The sequence below is a fragment of the Natrinema pellirubrum DSM 15624 genome, from assembly GCF_000230735.2.
Taxonomy (GTDB): Archaea; Halobacteriota; Halobacteria; order Halobacteriales; family Natrialbaceae; genus Natrinema; species Natrinema pellirubrum.
The window spans coordinates 2,770,697-2,790,666 of sequence record NC_019962.1 but is presented as its reverse complement, the minus strand read 5'-3'; the positions used below and the strand labels follow the sequence as shown (position 1 = coordinate 2,790,666).

Here is a 19,970-nt window from a genome sequence, read left to right as displayed (position 1 = left end):
CGAGCGTTACGGTTTCACTCGAGGCGCTGTCGCAGCGTCGCGACGATCGTCCATGCGAGCCCGCCGAGGGCCGCTGCGCCGAGCATGGCTCGATCGCCGATCTCGAGGAGGGCGCTCCCGTCGGGGCGGCGGTCGTGCCGGACGAGCAGCCACCCCTGATCGGGATCGCCGAGGACGACGTCGCCGGAGCCGAAAGCCAGCGAGAGCAAGACGGCCACCAGCGCGTAGGTCACGACGGCGGCGAGGGTCCCAACGCTCCCGGTCACAAAGCGCGAGAGGATCCGCATTCCGGGCGACCGGTCGCTCGCACCCTCGTCGGTCCCGTAGATGCCAAAGCCCTGGACGCCGCCGGGCGGATCGCCGACGCGGACGTCGGCGGGGTACTGACAGAGGACCGCGGCCATCCAGAGGTCGCCGATCGAGCCGGCCGCGTTCGCCGCCAGCGGGACGACAAGCAGCGGCGACGGGGAGACGACCATCGCGGCGAGGCCGACGACGGTGATCACGGCAAACGGTGCGAGCAGGGCGATCAACAGCTGGTTGCGGGTGTAGCTCGAGCCGTCGGTCTCGGCGTAGGCGTAGGGGAGGACGAAGTGGGAGACGCCGACGCCGTAGCGCGGCGAGCCGCCGTATCGGGCCAGAAAGAGGCCATGCAGCAGTTCGTGAGGGACGACCACGACGACCAGCAGGCCGACGGAGACGGCCAGCCAGACGAGGACCGTCGGCGGCGACGACGGCGCGATCACGATCGGCTCGAGGGCGACGCCGCGGAGCCGGGCGAGGACGCGGGCGAACGCGTAGACCGCGCCGAAAAACCCCGCGGCGGAGACGACGAGCCACTGGAGGGCGACCGCCCGAGTGAGTCGGAACGTCGCGAGCGGGCGACGGGCCGTAGCGGCATCCGATCGGTTCACGGCCCGCATCTCGAAGGCGACCGAAAAATCGGTGTCGATGTTCGCCCCTCCCGGCGGGCTCGACCGGAACCGACAGTTTCCCGGTGATCGGTTCCCCACTGTCGCCCATGACCGACGAACGGACGGCCGACGCCAACGGGATCGCCGCGACCTACGACGAGACCGAGACCGAACGGATCCTGTCGTTCGAGCGCGACTCCGGAGCCGGCCCGAGCGCGACCGCCGCGATCGCACAGAACGTCGAGGGGTACGCCATGCTGAAGGTACGCCCGACGGCCGACGGCGACGAACTCGAGCGCTACTACGGGTTCGACATGGCGCTGGATCACGTCGGGGAACTGCTCGGCGTCCCGCCACACGACCTGCCGGTCCCCGAGGCCGCCGAAGATATGGGGATGTGAACGGACCGGCAACGAGGCCGGGAGAAGACGACGCTCCCCGGATCAGACGACGAACGCCGCGACGATTAACAGGCCGAAATAGATGACGACGACGGCACCGACGGCGTACAGGCGGACTCGTCGCATCGTCTTGCTTTCCGCACGGCGGGCCCGCTCGAGGGCTGCCCGCTCCCGGTCCGAGAGTCGCGCGGGGTGGGCGCGGCCCCGGTGGAGTCGTTCGTAGCGGACCCGCCGAAACGGCCGCCCGCAGTACGGACACCGCGCTGGCGGGTCGCCGTCTTTGCCACCCTCGGGCGCGTCGACTGCAGGTTCGGTGCCCGTCGTGGCTCCGCGGGTGGAACTCGCACCCGTCGGCGCGTGATCGCTCGAGTCGCCCGACACGGCGACGACTACGACGACCCGTCATATGCGTTTTCGGTCGGTTTTCGCCGACTGTCTCGCCGGCCGAGACGACCGGCATCGGTGTCCCGCTGTGGGAAAAAGCGGGAGCCCTAAATACGCGGAGTCGAAGGGTGTAGACGAGAATAGCCGTGGCAACAGAGTCGTTTCCCCGCCCCGTCGGCACGCGACATCGCTTCTCCGCACTGCTCGCAGCGACCGCGCTGGGCGTTTACCTCCTCCTCATCGTCGGCGCGACGACGTCGCTGACGAACGCCGCCGCGTCGTGTTCGACGTGGCCGACCTGTCACGCACCGGTCGATCCGCTGAGCCAGACCGAACTCGCGATCGCGTGGGCCCACCGGCTCGCCGCCGTCGTCGTCGGCCTGCTCGTGGCCGCGACGGCCGCCGCCGCCGTTTTCGGAGACGTCTCGAGCCGCGTCCGAACGACGCTGGCCGTCGCCGCCGTCCTCTATATCGTCCAGGTCGGCGTCGGTGCCGTCACCGCGACGATCGGCCCCGCCGCGATCGTCCCCGGGCTGCACCTCGGGCTCGGGCTCGTCATCTTCTCGGCGGTCGTCCTCGCGCTCGCCTGGGACTTAGAGATCGCGACCGGGAGCGAAGACGAGGACGGCGTCACCTCCCCGGAACCCCTCGAGGAGTCGGTCCCGACCGCGAGCGAACGCACGCTCCCCTCGAGTCGCCTGGCACGCGCCCGGCTGACCGCCTTCGCCTACTTCCAGATGATGAAGCCGCGCCTGATGTGGCTGCTCTGTCTGGTCGCCGCCGCCGGGATGGCCTTGGCTGCCGGCCCCGGCCTCGAGATCTATACGATCGTCGCGACGCTCGGTGGCGGCGTCCTCGCGATCGGTGCCAGCGGGACGTTCAACCACGTCCTCGAGCGCGACGTCGACCAGAAGATGTCCCGGACCGCCGAGCGCCCGCTCGCGGTGGATCTGATTCCGGTCCGGAACGCGCTGGCCTTCGGGCTCGCGTTGACCGGGCTGTCGCTTGCGGCCTTCCTGACGATCAACCGGCTGGCCGCGGCGCTCGGCCTGGCCGCGATCCTGTTTTACAGCGTCGTCTATACGCTCCTTCTCAAGCCGAACACGGTCCAGAACACCGTCATCGGCGGCGCTGCGGGGGCACTGCCCGCGCTGATCGGCTGGGCCGCCGTGACCAACGAGATCGGCTGGCCCGGCCTCGCGCTCGCGGCGGTCATCTTCCTGTGGACGCCGGCGCACTTCTACAACCTCGCGCTGGCCTACAAGGACGACTACGCCCGCGGTGGCTTCCCGATGATGCCGGTCGTCCGCGGCGAGACGGAGACCCGAAAGCAGATCATCTACTACATCGCCGCGACGCTCGTGAGTACGATCGCGCTGGCCTGGATCACTGACCTCGGCGCACTGTATGCCGGGACCGTCGTCGTCTTCGGCGGGATCTTCCTCTGGACCGCCGTGCGACTCCACTTCGAACAGACCGAGGCCGCCGCGTTCCGCTCGTTCCACGCCTCGAACGCCTTCCTCGGAGCCGTGCTGGTCGCGATCCTCGTGGACGCGCTGGCGTTCTGACCGATCGCGGTCTCGGCTCGAGCGGGCCGGTTCCGTCCCGGTTGGACGGCTGTCCGATGGATACCGCAACGTTACGGCCGGGGTGGAAGCCAACTCCGATGCCACGGAATACGCGCCTCTCCCGCTGTCGAGACAGTGCATCTGGGACACGGATAACACAGACGCGATCGATCTCATCGTTAGCCCTTGAGAACAGCGTGTTGAATAGAGCGTGTATTCAGTGACTGCTCGGCGTTTATTCCGCAGTTACTTGGGGTGGAGATACCGGTCACAGAACGATGTATCGTCCTGTTTTATTGACGCTTCCCCTCCGAATATATTATTGGAACGTAAGAAGTCGACGTATGGAACTCATAGAAGCCACAGCAGACGATCTCGATGCGTTAGTTGACCGCTGGCACTCCCTCGCACAGTCGATGGAAGCATACGACGAATTGAACCGACTCGTCCGTACGGATGTTCGTGATATCGCCAAGGACGGCTTCCAGAAGTACCTCGATGCCGAGAAGACCACTGCCTATCTCATCGTCCGCGAAAACGAGACCATCGGTTACGTCATCCTTCGGGAAGGCCACCACCCGTCCCGCCAGTATTCGGATTTCCTTCGCATCGTGGACCTGTTCATCGACGACGACCAACGGAGTCGCGGTCACGGCACATCGGTCGTCGAACGCGTAACAGAGATGGCCCGCGACAGAGGCTGTGATCACCTCAAAGTATCTTGTGAGTGGCAGAACGAAGATGCACGGCGGTTCTACCGGGAGACGGATTTCAGACCGAAACAGATCGAATACGTACAGTCACTGTCGTGACCACTCGCAAGATTCTGCCCTGCCGTACCGATCGACCTGGGATTTCGCGGATCTCGCAGCCCCTTCGATCCAGCACAACGACGAGATGCCTCGGTTGAATCACGTACCCTCGAGGCGGGTTACCAGAGCAGGTGTGGCCAGACGAACGTAAACAGGACCCAGATGATGGCCGTCAGCACGACCGTCATGATCGCGTTCAGGACCAGTCCCGCTCGGAGCATGTGGCGTTGTTTGACGTATCCGCTGCCGAAGACGATGGCGTTGGGTGGCGTCGCGACCGGCAGCGCGAACGCGAAGCTCGCGGCGATCGCGCCGGCGACGGAGAGAAAGAGCGCGGTCGAAAAGTCGGTCAGCCCGAGCGTCGCCGAGAAGACGCTCCCGAGGCTGATCAGAATGGGGACGATGATGCTGGTCGTCGCGGAGTTCGACGTCATTTCGGTGAGGAAGATGACGACCAGCACGACCGCGCCGATGACGAGGATAATCGGCGCGCCGACGAGCCCGCCGAACACGGTGTCTGCGATCCACTCCGTCGCGCCCGTGTCCGCCAGCGCGTTCGCGAGGGAGATCCCGCCGCCGAACAGCAACAGCGTTCCCCAGTCGATGTCGACCAGTTCGTCCCACTCCATCGTGTCGGCCAGCACGAGCGCGGGAATCGCCGCGACGCCGACCATGACGTAGTAGAGCAGCCCCTGATGGCCCTCGACGCCGAAGACCGTCATCCCCTCGCCGCCGAACACGGTCGTCATCCAGGTGGCTGGGAGGTACGGCTCGAAGAGGTCACCGAGCCCGCCGAGCATCCAGAGCCCCGCCGTCACGGCGAAGATCGCCGCCACCCGTTTCCCGCGGGGATCGAGTTCGCCTTCGGCCTCGAGTTGCTCCCGGGCGGTGGCTCGCGCCCGTTCGACGTCCGGCACCTCGGGCGGATACAGCACGTACGTCAGAAGGAACCAGACGAGTGGCAGCGTCACGACGACGACCGGGAACCCGACGAGGAACCAGTCGGTGAACCCGATCTCGTAGTCCAGAATGGCGTTGAGCTGGCCGACGAGGATCGCGTTCGGCGGCGTGCCGATGATCGTCCCGACGCCGCCGACGCTCGCGGCGTAGGCGGTCCCGAGCAGCATCGAAATCTGGAGGTTGGTAAAGGCAGCCGTCGATTCGGCGGTCCCGCCGTCGGCGGCCGTTTCGGCGGCATCACTCGCCCGATCCTGCTCGTCCGACGACGCAAGATCGTCCCGATCGAGGACCTGACTGAGGACGCCGACTGCGATCGGCATCATCATCGCGGCCGTCGCGGTGTTTGACACCCACATCGACAACACGGCGGTCACGACCATGATCGCGAAGATCAGCCGCCGCGGCGAACTGCCCATTTTGGCGATGGAATACAGCGCGATCCGCCGGTCGATATTGTACTTCTGGATCCCGTTAGCCAGCATGAACCCGGCTAAAAACAGGAAGATGATGTGATCGGCGAACCCGACGAGGGCCGCGTCCATCGAGTCGTAGACGCCGGTCCCCGTGAGCAAGACGGGAATCGTCAGCGCGGTGACCGCGAGCGGGAGCGCGCCGGTGACCCAGAGGAACCCGGCGAAGAACATCGTTGCGAGCGCGTACTGGCCCGTCATCGACAGCCCCGACGGCGACGGTGCGGCCGCGATTGCTACTGTCCCGATCCCTGCGAGGGCGAATAGGGATGTCCGGCGGTCTAAACCACCCAAAAGTCCGTGTATCATTGATACACGGAGGAATTATCATTATGGATCTTAAGCGCTTCCATTCGAGAGTTCCCTTAGAAGTGGTCGACGATCGCCCGCACCTGTTCGACGGTCAGTTCCGCAGCGTAGAGTTCCAGCAACGTCTTCCGGCGCGGTCGGGACAGGGACCGGCTCCCGCTCTCGAGCATCGAGAGGTGTGCCTGCATGAGGTCGTCTATTTCCCGTTCGACCGCCCGTTGTTCGTATCCGGCCGCAACACGGAGGAGTCGCCACGCCAGCGGGGAGATTCCCTCGGGATCGGGGAGGTCGGAAGTATCCATGAGCGTCAGTTACGGGAGACATACTACGGTGACTTGAAATGCGTTCCGTCCGGCGGCGGTGGAATCGTCGTTTCTGGCCCACGATCACCACGAATGTCGCGACGGGTGTGTCCGCGAAATCATAGTCGAATTTTTCACCTATCGGGACCCATGTCGGTACATGGAGCAACAACGCCGTCAGTTTCTCGACGAATTACTCACCACAGCGACGCCGTCGGGGTTCGAGACCCCGGGTCAACGTCGCTGGGTGGAGTACGTCGAGGAGTTTGCCGACGAGGTGAGAACCGACAGTTACGGCAACGCCGTCGCCGTGCTGGAAGGGAACGAGACGTCGATCGCCCTCACTGGACACAGCGACGAAATCGGCTTCATGGTGCGGGATATCGAAGAAAGCGGCATCCTCCGAATAACTCCTGTCGGGGGGTCGGACCGGACCGTCTCGAAGGGCCAGCACGTCCGTATTCATACCGATGCTGGGCCAGTTTCGGGAGTGATCGGTCAGACGGCGATTCATCTTCGTGATCACGAAGACGAATCGGTCGCCGATATCGACGAGCAGTATCTCGATATCGGCGCTGACGATGCGGCCGAAGCCGAGGAATTAGTCGAACGCGGCGATCCGGTTACGTTCGATCAAACGGTCTCCGAACTGGAGAACGGACGGATCGCAGCCCGTGGATTGGACAATCGTATCGGTATCTGGGCTGCGGCGGAAGCACTTCGGCGGGCAGCCGAACGTGACCACGAGGCAACGATCTATGCCGTCTCTACGGTTCAAGAGGAGGTCGGGTTACAGGGCGCGAAAATGGTCGGCTTCGATCTTGCACCCGATGCAGTAGTCGCGATAGACGTAACTCACGCGACGGATACTCCGGATATCACGTCAGCGCAACAAACCGGTGTCGAACTCGGTGATGGCCCAGTCGTCGTACGCGGAAGCGCGAACCATCCGCGACTCGTCGATGCGGTTCGGCAGACCGCCTCCGAGGCCGATATCGATATTCAGCTACAGGCATCGGGAACGAACACCGGGACGGATGCCGATGCGTTCTATACTTCGCGCGGGGGGATTCCATCGGTGAACGTCGGCGTCCCGAACCGCTATATGCACACACCCGTCGAGGTCGTGGACCTGGCGGATCTCGAGACGGTTGCCGAACTTCTGAGTGGCGTCCCAGCTACTGTTGCTGACTGCGATCTTTCCGCTGGCATCGAATAGTGCGAGCAGCCCCTCGTAGCGTTCGCCGTTCGTCGTGGGACAGGGCGATATCGATCGACCCGCCACCCAACTCACGCAAGTGGCATTCGTCGCCGTAACCGCCGAGTATTAACGGATCCGTCCACTACGCGTGTGTACATGAGTGACGTACGTGTTGCAGGGACAGGGCTGACGCCGTTCGGGAACAGTCCCGAGCGGACCAGCCGTGATCTCTTCGCGGAGGCGAGTATCGCGGCCTTCGAGGACAGCGGCGTTCCCCGCGAGGACGTCGAGGGCGTCTTCTATGGCAACTTTATGGGCGAACTCTCCGAGCATCAGGGCCACCAGGGGCCGCTGATGGCCGAAGCGGCCGGTGTCCAGGCCCCTGCGACCCGGTACGAGTCCGCGTGTGCCTCGAGCGGTACCGCGGTCCGCGAGGCGGTCACACGGATTCGCAACGGCGAGAACGACGTTCTCCTCGTCGGCGGTGCGGAGCGAATGACCAACCTCGGCACCGCTGGCGCGACGGAGGCGCTGGCGATCGCCGCCGACGACCTCTGGGAGGTACGGGCCGGCGTGACCTTCCCCGGCGCGTACGCGTTGATGGCTCGGGCCTACTTCGACGAGTTCGGCGGCGAACACGAGGATCTCGCCCATATCGCGGTCAAGAACCACGCCAACGCCCTCTCGAACGAGAAGGCCCAGTACCAGAGCGCGATCGAGGTCTCGGACGCCCTCGAGGCACCGCCGGTTTCCGAACCGCTCGGGCTCTACGACGCCTGTCCGATCTCGGACGGCGCGTCGGCGCTGGTCCTCACGAGCGAGTCTTACGCTGCGGAACACGACCTCGAGGCCCCGGTCGCGATCACGGGCACCGGACAGGGTGGCGACCGGATGGCGCTGCACGACCGCGAGTACCTCGCCCGCTCGCCCGCGGCCCGCGAAGCCGGCGCGGAAGCCTACGCCGACGCCGGCGTCTCGGCCGGCGACGTCGACCTCGCGGAGGTCCACGACTGCTTTACCATCGCCGAAGTGCTGGCACTCGAGGCGCTCGATCTCGAGCCGATCGGCGAGGGGATCACGGCCGCCCGCGACGGGCGGACGACCGCGGACGGCGAGACGCCGATCAACCTCTCGGGCGGGCTGAAGGCCAAAGGCCACCCGGTCGGTGCGACGGGTGCTTCCCAGATCGCCGAGGTGACCGACCTGCTGGCCGGTGAGCATCCAAACAGCGACCACGTCGCGGACGCGACGACCGGCGTCGCCCACAACGCGGGCGGCACGGTCGCGAGCGCGACCGTTCACGTTCTGGAGGTGATGGAGTAATGAGCGACGCCGAAGACACCGTCACTGACGCCGGCTTCGACGACTGGCTCGATGCCGCCGAGGACGGCACAGCCTACTACCTCGAGTGTCCCGAGGATCACACGTCCCTGCCACCGCGTCGGGTCTGTCCCGACTGTGGCGCGACCGACCTCGAGGAACTCGCCCTCCCGGACACCGGCGAGATTCGGACGTTCACCGTCACACACGTCCCGACGCCGGCCTTCGAGGAGGACGCCCCCTACGCGACGGCCGTCGTGGACTTCGGCCCCGTCAGCCTGACCGGCCAAGTCGTCGGGATCGACGTCGACGACGTCGAGACCGGCCTCGCGGTCGAACTCGAGATCGCGACCTCCGAGACGACCGGCGAGCGCGTGATCGGCCTGCGGCCGGCGTAAGCCGCCGGACGGCAGCAGCCATCGTCGTGTCTGCCGATGAGTATTTCATCCGCAAGACGATACGGCCGCTATGAACGTCTGGGACACTGTCAGGCAAAGCTTCGTTGCCGGACTCATTCTGGTCGCGCCACTGGTCGTCACGCTGTACGTCCTGCGGTTCCTCGTCAACTGGTCGTTACAGTTCGTGGATCCGCTCGTACGCACCGCGGGTTTGGCCCAGTACACCGGCAACGTGACGGTCGTCGCGCAGGCGTTTGCCGTGATACTGATCGCTGTTGCGGCCGTCGTTCTCGGCTTTCTCGCCCAGTTGAGCGTCGGCCGACACCTGTTCGGGAACGTCGGGCGACTCGTCAACGTCGTCCCATCTTTCTACAAGCAGGGAATCCCGCCCTTTAGGGCGGGAGGGAATGCGACACGGTGCTGACCAACGGCTACTCGGTGGCCGGGCCGGAATCCAACTCCCGTTGTGCGTGGAGTAGCATACCCTTCCACGTCAGCCCGTGGCGCTTCTTCGTCTCTTTCAGCGACTCGTACTGTTCTTCGTCTACCTCGAAGTTGATGTGTGGCATAAATCATTCTCGCACTCCGGTACACTTAACTTTGTCTACGTTCTATCTACGGGTGTGTCCGAGACGGTGACGAAGACGCTACAGGCCACGCTCGTCACGCCCACCACGGGCAAAGAGCAACGCCTACAGCGACTCTTAGACACTTACCGCGAAGCGCTCCACGACGCCTTCGACAACAAGGCTGACACAATGTCAGCCGTCAACGACATTGTGACGCCCTACGACCTGCCGTACCAAGCAAAAGACGCGCTCAAATTCTACGTCCCGAAACTCCGTTCGACGTACAACGCCGAGGAGTTGGACGACGAGCATCCGCTTCGACTCGTCAATCGGGCCGCGAAGTTCGACTACTCCGACGAGCGCGAACACGGCTTCGTGTGGCAGGCCCCGCAACCCGGACGCGGGACGAACTTCTGGATTCCACTCCGTATCAACCCGGAGCAAGAATCCCTATGGTTCGACCTGCTCTCCGAAGATGCGACGGTGGGCGAGTTGCGGCTACAGCGACACCGCATGTCGTGGGAGTTGCACGTCACCGCCGAGTACCCGGTCGAAGAACCGACCGATTCGGACGACCCGACGTACATCGGTTTCGACGTAGGCGAGAGCGCGTTGATTACGGGCTGTGCCCTCAAACGCGACGTGCCACGGAAGCCGATGCTCGTCAGCGGCAGTCGAGCGCGACACCTTCGCAAAGAAATGTTCACCACGCTCCGGCGGCTACAGTCGAGAGACGCCGCCGAGTGGCGCGTGGACGAACGATTCGATCACTACCAAAACTCCCTGACGGATGTTGTCGAGAAGGCGTCTCGGCAGGCCGTCGAATACGCCCAACAGTTCGAGAATCCCGTTATCGTCCTCGAAGACTTGTCGTACATCCGAGAGCGGTTGGACTGCGGGAAGTTCATGAACCGGCGGCTTCACGCGTGGGCGTTCGCCCGGCTACAGGGTCGAATCGAGGACAAAGCGACCGAGGCAGGCATTCGCGTCGAGTACATCAACGCGGCGTACACTTCACAAACCTGCTACGCCTGCAACCGGCTCGGTCGGCGGAAAGAGCAAGCGGAGTTCGTGTGTCCGCACGACGACTGCCACGTTTCTGAGTTCCAAGCAGATATTAACGCGGCGGCGAACATCGCCGGTCGCGCTAACCCGTGGGGAGAGAGCGTTCCTTGGGAACCGGAACGCGATGACTCACCTCGGGATAGGAGCGCCTGTGACAGCGCCACAGTCCACCGGGAGACGAGCGAGAAATCCTCGCAGATGACGCTCTCGGCGTACTCGGACTGAAACCTGCCAAGCCGGATTCCCACCGTGTGGGAAGCCCCGCCGTTCACGGCGGGGAGGATGTCACTGGTCAGTACGATCTACGGCAGCGTCCGGCAGGTCGCCGACTCGCTCGTCGAGCGCAAGACCAGCTACGAGAGCGTCGTGTTGGTCGAGTACCCCCGCGAGGGCGTCTACATGATCGGGCTCGTCACCGGTGAGGGACCCCGGGAGGCCGAGGCGATCGCCGGCAGTGACGTCTACAACGTCTTTCTGCCGAACAGTCCGAACCCGACCGCCGGCCGGCTCCTCTTGCTCCCCGAGGACCAGGTCCACGAGACCGATATGAGCGTCCGCCGCGGGATGCGCCTGATCGTAACGACCGGGATGGGCGACGAGCGGGCACCGGAGGGGGTGTCGCCGCAGCTACTCGAGCGCGTCGAACGCTGACTCAGTCGCCGGCGTCGGCCCGCGGAAGCTCCGCGGACAGGTATTCGACGAACTCGTCGGGGTGTTCGGCGTGGGGTAGTTGGGTCGCGTAGTCGATGACGACCAGATCGAGATCCGCGGCCGCCGCCAGATTCCGCCCGTCACGCAGCGGGACCAACTCGGCGTCGCGGCCCCAGACGAGCGTGATCGGGGTCTCGAGGGCGGCCAGCTCCGTCGCGAGGTCGAAGTCGGGATCGAGGGTGCCGGCGGCGAAGGAGGCTGGGGCATAACGCGACCCGGGCTGGTGGGCGCTCTCCCAGGCGTACTGGACCTCGTCGGCATCGATGCGATCGGCGTCGTAGTAGCCGTCGCGGTCGTAGAAGTGGCGGATCGAGGGCTTGCTCGCGAGCAGGTTGTACAGCGTCGTGCCGACGATCGGCGTCCGCAGGAGGGTGCGGACCCACGGCCGTTCGTCGGCCGTTTCGCCGGTCGGACAGATCAACACGAGGCGTTCGAAGTCGGTCTCGTCGGCGGCCTCGACGGCGAAGGAGCCCGACAGCGAGGAGGCGACGACGATCGGCTCGTCGGTCACGTCGCTTGCGAAATCGCGGACGAACTCCGCGTACAGCGTCGCGGAGTAGACCAGCGGCGGTCGTTCCGAGCGGCCGAAGCCGGGCAGGTCGACCGCGTAGACGTGGTAATCCTCCGCCAGCCGGTCGACGATCGGCTCGAACTCGTGGCTGCTCGCGCCCGCGTAGACCCCGTGGAGAAGCAACATGTCGGGGGCGTTGGGGTCGCCGGCGACCGTATACTGCGTCTCGATTCCGCGCCAGCGATACGTCCGTTCGATGCCGACGAGCGGGTTCTCGAGGTCGCCAGCGCGCCGCTTCAGGAGGCGGTTACCGAGAACGGCTCCACCGACGGTTCCGAGGGCTGCACCGAGGACTGTTCGGGCTTTCATACGCTGCCGTAAGTTGCCAACGAACTTAGGTCTCCGGTTCGGGAACGGTTTCTGCTAGGGTCCCGGTCACGGCCGGCGGAGACGGCGGTTTCGCCGGTGGGTCGAAGACTCGAGCGACGCCGCGTCGGTGCCGGCCGGCTCACTCCGTGCCCGATCCGTCCGACCCGGTCTCGAGGTTCTCGAGGCAGGTCGCGACGGGCTCGAGAACGTCGGTCGCGATCGAGTAGGGATCGGTCTCGCCCTGCCGGACGTCTTCCGCGAGGCCGTCGATTCCCCCGGCGGCCTCGAGTTCGGTCTCGAGCATGGCGTGGACGTCTTCGCGCAACAGGGTGCGGATCTCCTCGGCGTAGCGGGTACGTACCTGCTCGGCGTGTTCGCCGGAGGCAACGAGGTAGTCCCGATGGGCCGCGAGTTCGTCGATGAACTCGTCGACGCCGGTGCCGTGGATGGCGACGGTCTCGACGATCGGCGGCGTCCAGCCCGTGTCGGTCTCGTCGGCGTCGTCGGCCTCTCCGTCCCAGTCGTCGTGGGCGTCGATGATCTCCTGGCTGTGGTGGCCACCGCCCTCGTGGCCGCTCCCGTCGCCGAGTTGAACCATATCGCGGAGTTCTTGTACCGTCCGATCCGCGCCGTCGCGGTCGGCCTTGTTGACGACGAACACGTCGGCGATCTCGAGGATGCCCGCTTTCAGCGTCTGGATGTCGTCGCCCGAGCCAGGTGGGACGAGGACGGCGACGGTGTCTGCGGTTCGGACGATGTCGATCTCGTTCTGTCCGGCACCGACGGTTTCGATGATGATCTTGTCCTTGCCGAAGGCGTCCATGGCCTTGACGGCGTCCGCGGTGGCGGTCGAGAGTCCCCCGAGGGTTCCTCGGGCACTCATCGAGCGGACGAAGACGTCCATGTCGCCCACCGTGGAGGCCATCCGGATGCGGTCGCCGAGTACCGCCCCGCCGGTAAAGGGTGAGGACGGGTCGATCGCGATGACGCCGACCGTCTCGCCCCGATCGCGGTAGGTCTCGGCGAGCTTGTCGACCAGCGTCGACTTACCCGCGCCCGGCGAGCCGGTGATCCCGATCACGTCCGCGTTCCCGGTGTGGGCATACAGCTCCGAGACGAGGTCGCGATAGCCCGGTGCCCGGTTCTCGATCTTCGAGATCACGCGGGCGAGCGCACGGTGTTCCCCCGCGAGCAGGTCCTCGAGGAGCGACCGGTCGTCGGCGTCCATGGTCATCGCTGGGGCGCGTTCTCGCGGACGAACTCGATCGTCTCTTCGACGGAGGTTCCGGGGCCGAAGATGGCTGCGACACCCTGTTCTCTGAGTTCGTCGCGGTCCTCCTCGGGAATGACGCCGCCGGCCAGCACGAGCGTGTCCTCGGCCGCACCGTACTCCTCGAGGCCGTCCATGATCTTCGGGACGAGCGTGTCGTGGGCCCCCGAGAGGATGGAGATGCCGAGGACGTCGACGTCCTCTTGGACCGCTGCCTGGACGATTTCGTCGGGCGCTTTGTGGAGCCCGGAGTAGATGACCTCGAAGCCGGCATCCCGGAACGCGCGCGCGATGACGTGTGCGCCGCGATCGTGACCGTCGAGGCCGACTTTGGCGACGAGACACCGAATCGACTCCGCTTCCTGTTCGCTGCTCATACCCCCTACTTCCCGAGCCCGCGGTTTGACTTTAACGGAAGATCGTGGGAATCGTCGACGGAGCGTCGGGATTTCGCCGGGAGTCTGTCCCGTCGATCGGGGACGCTGTTCGACTCGTGACTGTCACGAGCGGGCGAAACCGTCACGAACCAAAGGCTAAAGAGCGAAACGACCGAACATTCAGTCAATGACTATCGTTCGTCTACTGCGGAGGGATCTATCGTGGGCGTCGAAATAAAGGAGACGCGGGTGTCCGACGCCGAACTCGAGGAGATGAAAGGGTTCGTCTTCGAGTATCTCGCGGCCAGTGTCGAGAAGGAAGAGGAGGGCGGCCGCATGCGCTGGTACCCGTGGCACTCCGCCGAGTACCGACACAACCACATCCTCAACGTGGTCGATCTCGCGACCGAGATCGCCGAGGAGGAGGGTGCCGACGTCGACGTCACTCGCGTCGCCGCCCTCTTTCACGACGTGGCCAAACTCGAGACCGATCAGGAACTCCACGCCGAGGCCGGGGCCCGGGTCGCCCGGGAGTTCCTCGAGTCGCGTGCGGACTATCCCGAGTCGTTCATCCAGCAGGTGTGTCGCGCCATCGAACACCACTCCTATCAGGGCGACCTGACGGACCTCGATTTGGAGACGCAGTGTCTCATCGAGGCCGACCTGCTCGACAAGGTCGGCGCGAACGGGACGGCGTTGATGCTGTTGCGGATGGGGTATGAGGCCCGCACACACATGGACTGTGACGAGATGGTCCAGCGCGTCTTAGAGCGGGGCTACGACGCCGCCTCTCGCGTCCAAAGCGACACCGCGGAGGGAATCGCCCACCAACGCCTGAAACGCGTCAAGTGGTTCAGCGAGTGGCTCGAGGACGAGATCGCCGCGCTGGGTGAGTGAGCCGTCGGCGCGCCAGTCCCCGCAACGACGGCCACGTATCGGAGCGTCGACCAGTCGACCAGTGGGTTCTTGCAGACATAGTCGCGAGACTGTCGGTAATAGTACGTGCCCCCTCGATCGCCGTCTATCGCAGCCCCCGCCATCTGCGAGCCGTTTCTCGTCGCGTCCGCGACTCAGACGAACTGTACCGTTCCCAATCCCAGGAAGGCGAGTCCGAACCCCGCGAGGACGACGGCGCTGCCCGCCGCGACGAGGGGGGCAAACGTGTCGACGCGTCGTCCGGCCCCGACCAGTGCCGCCGGGTAGCCCACGATCCAGCAACCGATCCCGCCGAAAAAGCCGAGCAAGAGCGCGGGTGAGCCGGTCCGGACGACGAGGGCCCCCTCGAGCAGCTCCCCGACGGCCGGCACGTACGCCAGCACGTCGAGCGTCCCGGGTTCGAGCAGGCCGACGCCGACGGTGAGCCAGAAGCCGATCTGGTAGGGGTTGGTCAGCGAGAGGACGAACGTCTTGTGGAACCCCCTCGAGACGCCCCGGTCGGCGTCGGTAAACGAACTCGCGGTCCGGGCGTCCCGGATCGCACCGACCGCGAAGTACAGCATGAGGACGCCGCCGGCGAGATAGAGCGCGGGTCGGACGATCGACACGCGGTCGATCACGGCGACGAACCCTGCGAGCGTGAGGCCGAAAAAGACCGCGTCGGCCAGCATGGCACCGAGCCCGGCCCGGAAGCCGGCGGGCCAGCCGCGGACGACGCTCTCCTCGGCGATGATCGCGTTCATCGGTCCCGGCGGGGCCGCGAGCGCGAGCCCGAAGACCACGCCGGCCAGTCCCGTCACGACGAGTTCGATCACGGCTATCGGGTTCGGGTGGGAGCCGCGGCGTGAAAAACACGACGAACCGCCCGTGGCGGGGACCGATCGTCAGTGGGACTGTCGGGACCGCACGGATCAGTTCCAGAGTATTACGGCTCGAGCGCCGCGTCCGACAGCCGCGGATAGGACTGCCTGCCGCCGCTCGAGCGTCTCGCGACGAGCGTCGCGACCGCGACCGGGTCGCCGTCGTCGGTCGGCCGCCGCCACTCGGTATACGAGAGGATCGTCAGGTCGAGACACGCCCGCAGCAGGTCGTTCGAGCGGTACCGATAGCGGTCGGTCGAGGGGCCCGCGACCGGGTCGCTCGAGCGGAGGTGGTGTTCGGAGACGAGGACGCCGCCGGGCGCGAGCGCCTCCTTGAGATCCGGGAGGTACTCGAGGGCGGCGAAGTAGCTCACGACGATCAGGTCGTATCGGCCCGGTTCCGGATCGAACTCGGCTAGGTCGGCCCGGGTCCAGTCGACATCGAGACCGCGCTCGTCGGCCCGCTCGCGTGCCGTCTCGATGGCCGCGTCGGAGACGTCGACTGCGTCGACGTCGTAGCCGCGCTCGGCCAGAAAGAGCGCGTTTCGCCCACTGCCGGTCGCCACATCCAGCGCGCGACCGTCGGGAAGCGTCTCGATCCGGCGCTCGAGGACTCCCACCGGATCGTCGCGGGGTTCGCGGTCTCGCTTCTCGTAGCGCTCGTTCCAGCGCTCGCGGTCGTCGTTCACGACCGTTCCGACGACTGCGGGTCCCTTAGTTCGTGTCCTCTCGCCGGCAGGTTCGACGTTCGGACCAGTGTCTTCTTTCAGTCTCGCGTACGTACTGGGACGTATGACGGCCCATCGAACCCGACCGTCGATCCCCACCACCGGCTCGCACGTCCGCGCCGCGGAGGTGAGTCGGCGATGAGACGGCGCGAACTGCTCGCGGGCGTCGGCAGTATTGGCGTCCTCGCGGGCGGAACCGGCGTTGTCCTCGCTGGCCTCCCGTCGTTCGGGACCGACGAACCGGCCGCCGACTCGGACGGCGACGACGGCTCGGAATGGCCGATCGAAGTCGAGACGATCGACGCTCGCGGCAGCGACGGCGGGACCGTGACGGTTCCAAACGACGGGATCACGGTCGCCGAGTTCTTCGTCACGGGCTGTGGCATGTGTCAGTCCCAGATGCCGCGCCTCGCCGAGGCTCGGTCGCGACTCGTCGACGACTACGGGGATGATCTCACGGTCCTCTCCGTTACCTACCAGTCGGCGGACTCGATGCCGGACGACGAACTCCGGTCCTGGTGGCGAACTCACGACGGAAACTGGGCCGTCGGCCGCGATACGACGTCGTCGCTGGCGGCGAACTACGGCATCGTCGGCTACCCGGTCACGACCGTCATCGACCACACGGGTGAGAAACGGTGGGAGAAACTTGGCGTCGGCTCCAGCGACGACATCGTTCGGGCGGTCGAGGACGCGTTCGAATCGTTCGAGGAGCGCGACGACGCCGGGGCCGAAACGAACGAATCCGCGACGGCCTGATCGGCCCCTGTCAGGTCGACCGTGACTGTTCTCACGCCCGCCGCTCGAGGGCGTGGACGACGTTCGACATCGCCTAGACGGCCAGCCGTGAACGGTCGGTCAGGCCTTCGCCTGCCAGCTCCGGATGCGATCCGCACTGACTCCCTCGACGTCGTCCGCAACGGCGTCGGGATCGGCCTCAGTTAGATCCTCGAGGTCCTCGATCCCTGCGTCGGCGAGTTTCTCGACGGTCTTGGCGCCGACGCCGTCCAGCGACTCGAGGTCGGAGCCGGAGTCGCTCTCGCGGGCCTGGAACTCCTGGTAATTACAGATCGGACAGCCCAACTCCCAAGGGTCGTCGCCGCTGTGGACGACGAGTTCTGGCAGGTCGTGGTCGTCGCAGTACTCGTCGGTGACCTCGATCTCGCCGCGGCGGGGCAGCGGCAACGAGTACTCGCAGTCCGGATAGCGGGTACAGCCGACGAGCCGGGAGCCGTTCTGGAGGGTTTTGATCGCCAGCTCCCCCCCGTGTTCCGCACCGCAGTCGGGACACTCACCCAGCACCGGCCCTTCGCCGGCGTCCTCGGCCTTACAGAGCGGACAGCCGTGAACGAACGTCTGCCGGCCCGCGAGCATCTTGACCTCGTTGAGCCCGTGGTCCTCGCACTCGTCCTCGAGGATCAGCGGCTTGCCCGTCGAGGGCAGCGGCAGGGTGTTCTCGCAGTCGGGATAGCCGTCACAGCCGATGAAGTACGAGCCGTGGCGGCTCCGGCGGACGAGCAGGTCTTCGCCACACTCCGGACAGGGGCCGAGTCGCTTGTCGTCTTTCAGCGACTTCCGGAGGTGGTCGCCGATCTCCTCGCGCGACTCGGCGAGGTTCTCGAAGATCTCCTCGAGCATTTCCCGGGACTCGTCGGTCACGTCGTCGAGCGTCGCCTCGCCGTTGGCGATGGCGTCCATGTCGGCCTCGAGTTGGGCGGTCATCTCCTCGCTGACGACGCGGTCGGCGTAGTTCTCGGCGGCGTCGACGACGGCCATCGCGAGCTTGGTCGGGCGCGGCGGATCGCTCTCGATATAGCCGCGGTCATATAATTTTTCCAGAGTATTGTGTCTCGTGCTTTTTGTCCCGATCCCCATTCCCTCCATGGTCTCAATGAGCCGGGACTGGCCGTATCTCCGGGGCGGCTGGGTCTGTTTGGCCTCGAGTTCGACGTCGGAGAGCGCCAGTTCCTCGCCCTCGTCGACGTCGGGGACGAAGTTCTCCGTCGTCGAGAAGTACGGATAGACGTCGTGGTAGCCGGGCTCGACCAGCCGCTTGCCGTTGGCCTTGAGCCGGTAGTCGTCGACGTCGGCGACGACCTTGAGGTGTTCCCACTCGGCGGCGTCGGCGACGGTCGCGTAGAACCGCCGGACGACGAGTTCGAAGATCTCCCACTCGTCGTCGGAGACGTCGCCGCGGCTCGGGATCTCGCCCGTCGGATGGATGGGGGGGTGGTCGGTCGTCTCCTCGTCGCCCTCCGTCGGGGTGATCTCGTCGGCCTCGAGCAGCGACTCGGCCGAGTCGCCCAGCGTCGAGTGCCCGGTGAACTCGTCTAACAGTTCCTCGGGGTCGAGGTCGTCGGGGTAGACGGTGTTGTCGGTCCGCGGGTACGTGATGTAGCCGGCAGTGTAGAGGTCCTCGGCGATCGACATCGCGCGCTTGGCCGAGTAGCCGATGGCACCGGCCGCCCGGATGAACTGGGTGGTGTTGAACGGCTCCGGGGGCGTGTCGGTTCGGGTCCGGCGGTTGACGTCGACGACGGTCGCGCTCTCGCGATCGGCGAGCGTCTCGTAGACCTCGTCCGCAGTTTCCTCCTCCCAGACGCGCTCGGCCTCGTTGCCGTCCTCGTCGCGGTAGAAGTACTGGGACTCGAAGCTCGTGTCGTCGTCTCGCGGTTCCTCACCGCTCGACGTCTCCGAGGCGCGTTGCGCCTCGCTCTTTCGTAAGTCCGCGAAGAGTTCCCAGTAGTCCTCGGGATCGAACGCCTCGATCTCGCGCTCGCGGTCGACGATCAGTTTCAGCGTCGGCGACTGGACCCGGCCGACGGAGATGAAGTCGTCGCCCAATTGGCCCGCCGACAGGGAGAGAAAGCGCGTGAGCGCGGCCCCCCAGATCAGGTCGATGATCTGGCGGGCCTCGCCGGCGGCCGCCAGATCGAAGTCGAGGTCGTCGGGCTCGTCGAACGCGTTCTGGACCTCGTTTTCGGTGATCGAGGAGAACCGCACCCGACGAATGGGAACGTCCTCGTCAACCTCCCGGACGATATCGTAGGCCTCCTTGCCGATCAGTTCGCCCTCGCGGTCGTAGTCGGTCGCGATCGTCACGCGCTCCGCGCGACGGGTCAACAGCCGCAGCGTCGCGACGATGTTCTCCTTCGTCGCCGTCTTCTCGACGTCGGCATCGATCAGCTCGACGGGCTCGACGTCGCGCCAGTCCGAGTACTCCGACGGGAAGTCGACGCCGACGACGTGGCCCGACAGCCCCACGCAGCGCTTGCCGCCCCACTCGTAGACGTTGACGCCGTTCTCCCGGCTCGAGTCGTAGGTCCCACCGGAGAGGATGTCGGCGATCCGGCGGGCCGCGTTGTCCTTCTCGGTGATTATCAGCTCCACCGCGGCTCACCTCCGGCTCGGCCGTCCGGTCGGGGTCGTCGCGGACGAGTGTCGGTCATCGTCGCTCGGTACGACTGAAGATCTGATAACGCTTTCGCCGAAAACCGGGAGACAGCGCGGGTGTGCGTGCGGTCGGGCGTCGCGC

Annotated in this window: 22 protein-coding genes; 11 read left to right on the top strand and 11 right to left on the bottom strand. The window is 65.8% G+C overall.

Annotation, left to right across the window (positions count from 1 at the left end; all coding sequences use genetic code 11):
- Nucleotides 1-14: 14 nt before the first annotated feature.
- Complete coding sequence (locus NATPE_RS13440; RefSeq protein ID WP_049804917.1) at nucleotides 15-914, bottom strand: DUF3267 domain-containing protein; 900 nt, start codon at nucleotides 912-914, stop codon at nucleotides 15-17.
- Between the two features lie 107 nt (nucleotides 915-1,021).
- On the opposite strand from NATPE_RS13440, the gene NATPE_RS13435 reads away from it, so the two are divergent.
- Entirely contained in the window at nucleotides 1,022-1,315 is a 294-nt protein-coding gene (locus NATPE_RS13435) for a DUF7111 family protein (RefSeq protein ID WP_006182032.1), read from the top strand.
- Nucleotides 1,316-1,357: 42 nt separating this feature from the next.
- On the opposite strand, the gene NATPE_RS13430 is transcribed toward NATPE_RS13435, so the two are convergent.
- Nucleotides 1,358-1,696 (bottom strand): DUF7410 domain-containing protein, encoded by a 339-nt coding sequence (locus NATPE_RS13430; RefSeq protein ID WP_006182031.1) that lies wholly within the window; start codon nucleotides 1,694-1,696, stop codon nucleotides 1,358-1,360.
- A gap of 149 nt (nucleotides 1,697-1,845) precedes the next feature.
- Here NATPE_RS13430 and NATPE_RS13425 point away from each other — a divergent pair, with 149 nt between their 5' ends.
- Nucleotides 1,846-3,267, top strand: coding sequence for a heme o synthase (locus NATPE_RS13425; protein ID WP_006182030.1), 1,422 nt, complete (start codon nucleotides 1,846-1,848; stop codon nucleotides 3,265-3,267).
- Nucleotides 3,268-3,611: 344 nt separating this feature from the next.
- Nucleotides 3,612-4,079, top strand: a complete 468-nt coding sequence (locus NATPE_RS13420; RefSeq protein ID WP_006182029.1) for a GNAT family N-acetyltransferase — start codon at nucleotides 3,612-3,614, stop codon at nucleotides 4,077-4,079.
- A 119-nt stretch (nucleotides 4,080-4,198) separates the two neighbouring features.
- Here NATPE_RS13420 and NATPE_RS13415 read toward each other — a convergent pair whose 3' ends face one another.
- Nucleotides 4,199-5,818 carry an SLC13 family permease gene (locus tag NATPE_RS13415; RefSeq protein WP_015299134.1) on the bottom strand — a complete coding sequence of 540 codons (1,620 nt, stop codon included), beginning with the start codon at nucleotides 5,816-5,818 and terminating at the stop codon, nucleotides 4,199-4,201.
- A gap of 56 nt (nucleotides 5,819-5,874) precedes the next feature.
- Complete coding sequence (locus NATPE_RS13410; protein ID WP_006182027.1) at nucleotides 5,875-6,120, bottom strand: hypothetical protein; 246 nt, start codon at nucleotides 6,118-6,120, stop codon at nucleotides 5,875-5,877.
- Between the two features lie 160 nt (nucleotides 6,121-6,280).
- Between NATPE_RS13410 and NATPE_RS13405 the strand changes: the two genes are divergently transcribed.
- The 4 genes from NATPE_RS13405 to NATPE_RS13390 all read left to right on the top strand — a co-directional run bounded on the left by NATPE_RS13405 (nucleotide 6,281) and on the right by NATPE_RS13390 (nucleotide 9,463).
- Nucleotides 6,281-7,339 carry a M20/M25/M40 family metallo-hydrolase gene (locus NATPE_RS13405; RefSeq protein ID WP_006182026.1) on the top strand — a complete coding sequence of 353 codons (1,059 nt, stop codon included), beginning with the start codon at nucleotides 6,281-6,283 and terminating at the stop codon, nucleotides 7,337-7,339.
- Between the two features lie 138 nt (nucleotides 7,340-7,477).
- The gene (locus tag NATPE_RS13400; protein WP_006182025.1) at nucleotides 7,478-8,644 is read left to right on the top strand and encodes a thiolase C-terminal domain-containing protein; all 1,167 of its coding nucleotides are present in this window, start codon (nucleotides 7,478-7,480) and stop codon (nucleotides 8,642-8,644) included.
- Nucleotides 8,644-9,039 carry a Zn-ribbon domain-containing OB-fold protein gene (locus tag NATPE_RS13395; RefSeq protein WP_006182024.1) on the top strand — a complete coding sequence of 132 codons (396 nt, stop codon included), beginning with the start codon at nucleotides 8,644-8,646 and terminating at the stop codon, nucleotides 9,037-9,039. The genes NATPE_RS13400 and NATPE_RS13395 overlap by 1 nt, the downstream gene beginning before the upstream one ends.
- Nucleotides 9,040-9,109: 70 nt before the next feature.
- Nucleotides 9,110-9,463 carry a DUF502 domain-containing protein gene (locus NATPE_RS13390; protein ID WP_006182023.1) on the top strand — a complete coding sequence of 118 codons (354 nt, stop codon included), beginning with the start codon at nucleotides 9,110-9,112 and terminating at the stop codon, nucleotides 9,461-9,463.
- A 7-nt stretch (nucleotides 9,464-9,470) separates the two neighbouring features.
- Here the strand turns inward: NATPE_RS13390 and NATPE_RS22735 are convergent, their stop codons facing one another.
- On the bottom strand, nucleotides 9,471-9,608 hold the full coding sequence (locus NATPE_RS22735) for a hypothetical protein (RefSeq protein WP_006182022.1): 138 nt from the start codon (nucleotides 9,606-9,608) through the stop codon (nucleotides 9,471-9,473).
- 54 nt (nucleotides 9,609-9,662) lie between these two features.
- Between NATPE_RS22735 and NATPE_RS13385 the strand changes: the two genes are divergently transcribed.
- Both NATPE_RS13385 and NATPE_RS13380 read left to right on the top strand, forming a co-directional pair.
- Nucleotides 9,663-10,898, top strand: coding sequence for an RNA-guided endonuclease TnpB family protein (locus NATPE_RS13385; protein ID WP_006182021.1), 1,236 nt, complete (start codon nucleotides 9,663-9,665; stop codon nucleotides 10,896-10,898).
- Between the two features lie 57 nt (nucleotides 10,899-10,955).
- Nucleotides 10,956-11,324 (top strand): DUF502 domain-containing protein, encoded by a 369-nt coding sequence (locus NATPE_RS13380; RefSeq protein WP_006182020.1) that lies wholly within the window; start codon nucleotides 10,956-10,958, stop codon nucleotides 11,322-11,324.
- A 1-nt stretch (nucleotide 11,325) separates the two neighbouring features.
- Here NATPE_RS13380 and NATPE_RS13375 read toward each other — a convergent pair whose 3' ends face one another.
- From NATPE_RS13375 to NATPE_RS13365, 3 genes are all read right to left on the bottom strand, one after another.
- Nucleotides 11,326-12,264: an alpha/beta fold hydrolase gene (locus NATPE_RS13375; RefSeq protein WP_006182019.1), complete on the bottom strand. Its 939-nt coding sequence runs from the start codon at nucleotides 12,262-12,264 to the stop codon at nucleotides 11,326-11,328.
- A 139-nt stretch (nucleotides 12,265-12,403) separates the two neighbouring features.
- Nucleotides 12,404-13,498 (bottom strand): methylmalonyl Co-A mutase-associated GTPase MeaB, encoded by a 1,095-nt coding sequence (meaB, locus tag NATPE_RS13370; RefSeq protein ID WP_006182018.1) that lies wholly within the window; start codon nucleotides 13,496-13,498, stop codon nucleotides 12,404-12,406.
- On the bottom strand, nucleotides 13,495-13,911 hold the full coding sequence (locus NATPE_RS13365) for a cobalamin B12-binding domain-containing protein (protein ID WP_006182017.1): 417 nt from the start codon (nucleotides 13,909-13,911) through the stop codon (nucleotides 13,495-13,497). Before NATPE_RS13365 ends, meaB begins: the two co-directional genes overlap by 4 nt.
- A gap of 222 nt (nucleotides 13,912-14,133) precedes the next feature.
- Between NATPE_RS13365 and NATPE_RS13360 the strand changes: the two genes are divergently transcribed.
- Nucleotides 14,134-14,808: an HD domain-containing protein gene (locus NATPE_RS13360; RefSeq protein WP_015299133.1), complete on the top strand. Its 675-nt coding sequence runs from the start codon at nucleotides 14,134-14,136 to the stop codon at nucleotides 14,806-14,808.
- Nucleotides 14,809-14,981: 173 nt separating this feature from the next.
- Here the strand turns inward: NATPE_RS13360 and NATPE_RS13355 are convergent, their stop codons facing one another.
- Both NATPE_RS13355 and NATPE_RS13350 read right to left on the bottom strand, forming a co-directional pair.
- The gene (locus NATPE_RS13355) at nucleotides 14,982-15,662 is read right to left on the bottom strand and encodes a LysE family translocator (protein WP_006182015.1); all 681 of its coding nucleotides are present in this window, start codon (nucleotides 15,660-15,662) and stop codon (nucleotides 14,982-14,984) included.
- Between the two features lie 110 nt (nucleotides 15,663-15,772).
- Nucleotides 15,773-16,396 (bottom strand): class I SAM-dependent methyltransferase, encoded by a 624-nt coding sequence (locus NATPE_RS13350; protein WP_006182014.1) that lies wholly within the window; start codon nucleotides 16,394-16,396, stop codon nucleotides 15,773-15,775.
- Between the two features lie 177 nt (nucleotides 16,397-16,573).
- Between NATPE_RS13350 and NATPE_RS13345 the strand changes: the two genes are divergently transcribed.
- Nucleotides 16,574-17,194, top strand: coding sequence for a TlpA family protein disulfide reductase (locus NATPE_RS13345; RefSeq protein ID WP_006182013.1), 621 nt, complete (start codon nucleotides 16,574-16,576; stop codon nucleotides 17,192-17,194).
- A 99-nt stretch (nucleotides 17,195-17,293) separates the two neighbouring features.
- Here NATPE_RS13345 and NATPE_RS13340 read toward each other — a convergent pair whose 3' ends face one another.
- Nucleotides 17,294-19,825, bottom strand: a complete 2,532-nt coding sequence (locus NATPE_RS13340; protein ID WP_006182012.1) for a DNA topoisomerase I — start codon at nucleotides 19,823-19,825, stop codon at nucleotides 17,294-17,296.
- Between the last annotated feature and the right edge of the window lie 145 nt (nucleotides 19,826-19,970).

What these genes read in the sequence shown, in the direction of transcription:
- NATPE_RS13435 (WP_006182032.1), top strand. Translation starts at nt 1,022, where the DNA reads ATGACCGACGAACGGACGGCCGACGCCAACGGGATCGCCGCGACCTAC.
- NATPE_RS13405 (WP_006182026.1), top strand. Translation starts at nt 6,281, where the DNA reads ATGGAGCAACAACGCCGTCAGTTTCTCGACGAATTACTCACCACAGCG.
- NATPE_RS13380 (WP_006182020.1), top strand. Translation starts at nt 10,956, where the DNA reads ATGTCACTGGTCAGTACGATCTACGGCAGCGTCCGGCAGGTCGCCGAC.
- NATPE_RS13420 (WP_006182029.1), top strand. Translation starts at nt 3,612, where the DNA reads ATGGAACTCATAGAAGCCACAGCAGACGATCTCGATGCGTTAGTTGAC.
- NATPE_RS13395 (WP_006182024.1), top strand. Translation starts at nt 8,644, where the DNA reads ATGAGCGACGCCGAAGACACCGTCACTGACGCCGGCTTCGACGACTGG.
- NATPE_RS13345 (WP_006182013.1), top strand. Translation starts at nt 16,574, where the DNA reads ATGAGACGGCGCGAACTGCTCGCGGGCGTCGGCAGTATTGGCGTCCTC.
- NATPE_RS13390 (WP_006182023.1), top strand. Translation starts at nt 9,110, where the DNA reads ATGAACGTCTGGGACACTGTCAGGCAAAGCTTCGTTGCCGGACTCATT.
- NATPE_RS22735 (WP_006182022.1), bottom strand. Translation starts at nt 9,608, where the DNA reads ATGCCACACATCAACTTCGAGGTAGACGAAGAACAGTACGAGTCGCTG.
- NATPE_RS13415 (WP_015299134.1), bottom strand. Translation starts at nt 5,818, where the DNA reads ATGATACACGGACTTTTGGGTGGTTTAGACCGCCGGACATCCCTATTC.
- meaB (WP_006182018.1), bottom strand. Translation starts at nt 13,498, where the DNA reads ATGACCATGGACGCCGACGACCGGTCGCTCCTCGAGGACCTGCTCGCG.
- NATPE_RS13400 (WP_006182025.1), top strand. Translation starts at nt 7,478, where the DNA reads ATGAGTGACGTACGTGTTGCAGGGACAGGGCTGACGCCGTTCGGGAAC.
- NATPE_RS13375 (WP_006182019.1), bottom strand. Translation starts at nt 12,264, where the DNA reads ATGAAAGCCCGAACAGTCCTCGGTGCAGCCCTCGGAACCGTCGGTGGA.
- NATPE_RS13365 (WP_006182017.1), bottom strand. Translation starts at nt 13,911, where the DNA reads ATGAGCAGCGAACAGGAAGCGGAGTCGATTCGGTGTCTCGTCGCCAAA.
- NATPE_RS13410 (WP_006182027.1), bottom strand. Translation starts at nt 6,120, where the DNA reads ATGGATACTTCCGACCTCCCCGATCCCGAGGGAATCTCCCCGCTGGCG.